The organism is uncultured Rothia sp. (assembly GCF_937976295.1).
GTDB lineage: Bacteria > Actinomycetota > Actinomycetes > Actinomycetales > Micrococcaceae > Rothia.
In genome coordinates this window covers 1-4,167 of sequence record NZ_CALJRY010000242.1, presented here as the reverse complement: position 1 = coordinate 4,167, position 4,167 = coordinate 1, and the positions used below count along the sequence as shown (strand labels likewise).

Annotated in this window: 4 protein-coding genes; all 4 read left to right on the top strand. The window is 63.0% G+C overall.

Translation table 11 applies throughout. From position 1 onward, the window contains the following. Positions 1–139 precede the first annotated feature (139 nt). Positions 140–928: a 16S rRNA (uracil(1498)-N(3))-methyltransferase gene (locus Q0216_RS06580; RefSeq protein ID WP_298593912.1), complete on the top strand. Its 789-nt coding sequence runs from the start codon at positions 140–142 to the stop codon at positions 926–928. A gap of 154 nt (positions 929–1,082) precedes the next feature. Continuing rightward, on the top strand, positions 1,083–2,222 hold the full coding sequence (locus Q0216_RS06575; protein WP_298593910.1) for a PhoH family protein: 1,140 nt from the start codon (positions 1,083–1,085) through the stop codon (positions 2,220–2,222). 3 nt (positions 2,223–2,225) lie between these two features. Then, the gene (gene ybeY / locus Q0216_RS06570; protein WP_005505992.1) at positions 2,226–2,747 is read left to right on the top strand and encodes an rRNA maturation RNase YbeY; all 522 of its coding nucleotides are present in this window, start codon (positions 2,226–2,228) and stop codon (positions 2,745–2,747) included. A 9-nt stretch (positions 2,748–2,756) separates the two neighbouring features. Then, the coding region (locus Q0216_RS06565; protein WP_298593907.1) for a hemolysin family protein at positions 2,757–4,167 on the top strand (1,411 nt) is incomplete at its 3' end.

The following is a 4,167-nucleotide window of genomic DNA, read 5'->3' as shown; positions in this document are numbered from 1 at the left end:
CTCTTCCGATCTCCTGTCAGTACCGCTGTCAGCAGTGCTATCAACACTGAGCCGTACGCGTCCGCGCTAAGCCGCACAGCTATTTCACACGCCACCCACACACTACCCACGCTTACAAGCCGCACCCTCAAGGAGAACCATGAGCGCCCCCATCTTCTACATCAGCACGGAAGAATACAATGCACTCACCCCCGGCGCCACCTGCGCACTCGGCGGCGCCGAAGGCAAGCACGCCCTCGTCAAGCGCCTTGAGCTTGGTGAACGCATCGATCTGGGTGACGGCACCGGCCGCCGCGCACTCGGTACGGTCGCCTCCATTAATGCGGACGGTGTGAGCGTGCAGGTGCAGGAGCTGCGCGAGGAACGCAGCGTGCCCTCCATCTACCTGGTGCAGGCGCTCGCGAAGGACGGCCGCGACCTGCTCGCCATCGAGACGGCGACCGAGCTGGGCGTGTACGGCGTGCTTCCGTGGAGTGCGGACCGCTCCATCGTGCGGTGGAAGGGGGAGCGCGCCTCCAAGGCACACACCAAGTGGCAGAACACCGTCACCGCCGCGGCGAAGCAGTCGCGCCGCGCGCTCATTCCCGAAGTGTACGACCTGTACAGCACCGCCGATCTGGTGGAGCTCATCGAAGAAGTTGCCGGCGAAAAAGTTGTTGGCTCTGAGCAGTCCGCCGCCGTGTTCATCCTGCATGAGCAGGCGACCGAACGCCTCAGCGCCCTGGCACGCCAGCTTGTCGAGGCAGAGAACCTGCCCGAGGAAATCTACCTGCTCGTCGGACCCGAAGGCGGCATTAGCGACCGTGAGGTGCAGCTCTTCACCGACGCCGGCGCGCACCTGGCGCTGCTCGGTGACGAGGTGCTACGTTCCTCCACCGCCGGTTCTGCCGCCATGTGCACCCTGAACGTGGTGCTGGGCCGCTGGTAGAGCGCCGCCGGTAGAGCGCCGCCGCTCAAGTCCAGCTCCGGCACAGTCCAGCCGGTAAAAGCGCCTGCTAGAACCCAGCTGATAGAGCCCACCCCGAGCGTGGCGCATCACGCACATCTATACTTGTAAATACATCACTAGCCAAGGAGCCCATATGACTACCTCCCGACCTCTATCAACCGCGCGCACCGTATCCTTCAAGAGCGCCGCAGAAATGATTGCCGTGCTCGGCCCGCAGGATGCGCACCTGGCGATTATCGAGGACTACTTCGAGCAGATTAGCCTGCGCCCCAAGGACCTGGACGTGCTCATCACCGGCCCCTCCGAGGCCGTCAACACCGCCGCTAAGCTGCTGAACGAACTGCGCGTGCTCTCCAGTCACGACACGCAGATTACCGTGCAGGTCATTCACCGCCTCATGGGCATGCTCGGCGACGAGCTGAGCAACCCGGCGCACTCGCTGTCCACCAGCATCCTCTCCACCCGCGGAACCACGATTCGCCCCAAGACCATTAACCAGAAGAAGTACGTGGACGCTATCGACGCGAACACCGTCATCTTCGGTATCGGCCCGGCGGGTACCGGTAAGACCTACCTCGCCATGGCGAAGGCAGTGCAGGCGTTGCAGAGCCACGAAGTGAACCGCATTATCCTCACCCGCCCCGCCGTGGAGGCCGGTGAGCGTCTGGGCTTCCTGCCCGGCACCCTCAACGAGAAGATCGACCCGTACCTGCGCCCGCTCTACGACGCACTGCACGACATGCTCGAACCCGAAACCATCCCCAAGCTCATGGAGGCGGGCACCATTGAGGTTGCACCGCTGGCGTACATGCGCGGCCGCACCCTCAACGACGCATTCATCATCCTCGACGAGGCGCAGAACACCACCGCCGAGCAGATGAAAATGTTCCTGACCCGCCTGGGCTTCGGCTCGAAGATGGTTATTACCGGTGACATCACCCAGATTGACCTGCCCGGTGGCGCCGCCTCCGGCCTGAAGCAGGTGCGCAACATTCTGCAGGGCGTGGAGGATATTCACTTCAGCATCCTGGAATCCTCTGACGTGGTGCGACACACCCTGGTGTCGAACATTGTGTCCGCCTACGACCAGTGGGGCGAAGACCAGAAGGCAATGGAACGCAAGCGCAACCGCAAGGTCAAGCGCGCCACCATCGAGGCCGCAGCCGAAAAGCTGCTCGACCGCGCCGGCATTAACGGCGGCTCCGAAAAGAACGCCGAAAAGAATGCCGGGCAGAACCCCAATAACGCACAGACCACCCCGGAAGGACGCTAAACGGTGGCAGAGATCGAATTCGACTGCGAAGAACCCGCAACCGGTGCCGACCCGGCAACCGATGCTTTCATCCGCGAATCTTTCGAAGCGGTAGACACCGAGGTGCTCACCCGCCTCGTCGAGCACGCCTTCAAGCGCATGCACCTTGCCGATGACACCTACCTGTCCATCGCCATCGTGAACGAAGACGAAATGGAACGCGTGCACATCGAATGGATGGACCTGCCCGGCGCAACCGACGTGATGAGCTTCCCCATGGACGAGCTGGAACCGGGAACCCCCGAAAACCCCTCCAGCGGCATGCTCGGCGACATCATTCTCTGCCCGCCCGTCGCCGCACGTCAGGGCGCAGATGCCGGTCACAGCACCCTCGACGAGCTGTGCCTGCTCACCACCCACGGCATTCTGCACTGCCTCGGCTACGACCACGGCACCGCCGAAGAGGAAGCTGAAATGTTCGGCATTCAGCGCTCCATCCTCGAAGAGTTCCTGGGCCGCCCGGCACCGGTCGAAACCCGACACTAGGGGAGCGGCGTGGATATTCTACTCACAGCCCTCCTCGCCGTTCTCGCGCTCTGCCTGACCGTGGTCGCGGCTATCGCCGAAACCGCGTTCACCTACCTGCCGCACAACGAGGCTGAGGAGGCGGTGGAGGCACACCCGGACACCCTCGGCGCCCGCGTCCTGCAGCGCACCCTCGACGGTGACTCCGAGGCGTACACGCACCCGCTGCGCCTGACCCGCCTCATTGCGGCAGCCACCGCGGTGCTCGCCACCATGACCTGCCTGCTGAACCTGGTCGAGGTGCACGCGCTCGCCGCCGTGCTGACCCTCGTAATTGTTGCGCTGGTGGGCTACCCGGTTCTGCATGTGCTGGCGCGTGCTCTGGGCCGTAACCGCCCGGTCGCGTCGATTCGTGTATTGGCGCGCCCGGTGCACTACCTGTCGGTCCTGCTGAGCCCGGTAACCGGTCTGCTCGATAAGCTCAGTGTGCGCCTGGCACCGGAACGTTCGGCTGAGGCCCCGGTAGGTGTGTTTGATGAGGAGGAGCTGCGCGAGTTCCTGGATCGTGCCTCCGACGCTGAAACCATTGAGGACGACGAGGCGCAGATGGTGCAGTCCGTCTTTGAGATGGACGATACCCGCATCCGTTCGCTCATGGTTCCGCGTACCGACATGCTCACCGCCAGCCGTGACACCCCGCTACGTGAGGCGCTGAGCTTGTTCCTGCGTTCGGGTTATTCGCGCATGCCGGTGATTGGTGGTTCGAGCGATGAGATTCTGGGTGTGCTCTACCTGAAGGACGCGATGCGCGCCTTCATCCTGCATTCGGAGTCGCCGGAGGGTACCGCCCTGCCGACCGTGGTTGAGCTGATGCGCCCGGCTCGTTTTGAGCCCGAGTCGAAGCGCGCCATGGATTTGCTGCGTGAGATGCAGCGCGAGTCCACGCACGTGGCGATCATTGTTGACGAGTACGGCGGCACCGCCGGCCTGATCACCCTTGAGGATCTGATCGAGGAGCTGGTCGGCGACATTTCTGATGAGTACGACCGTGAGCGCCCCGAGTACACGCTGAACGATGACGGCACGTTCCGCCTGTCTGCCCGTCTGGGTATTGATGAGCTGGGCGAGATTTTCGGTCGCGAGCTCGACGATGAAGATGTTGATACGGTGGGCGGTCTGCTCGCTAAGCATCTGGGCATGGTGCCGATTATCGGTTCTGAGATTGAGATTGACGGCATTCATATTCGTGCGATTGGTTCGTCGGGTCGCCGCCACCAGGTGGATATGCTGCAGGCGTGGTATGAGCCGCCTCGTGATGAGCAGCAGAACGCTGAAGGTTCCCCGGAGTCTTCTGCGGAACCTCATTCCCTGAAGTCTGAGGCCACCGACATTCTCACCGTGGATACCGAGCCGCCCGCTGTGGCTGAGCCGCACGCGCATC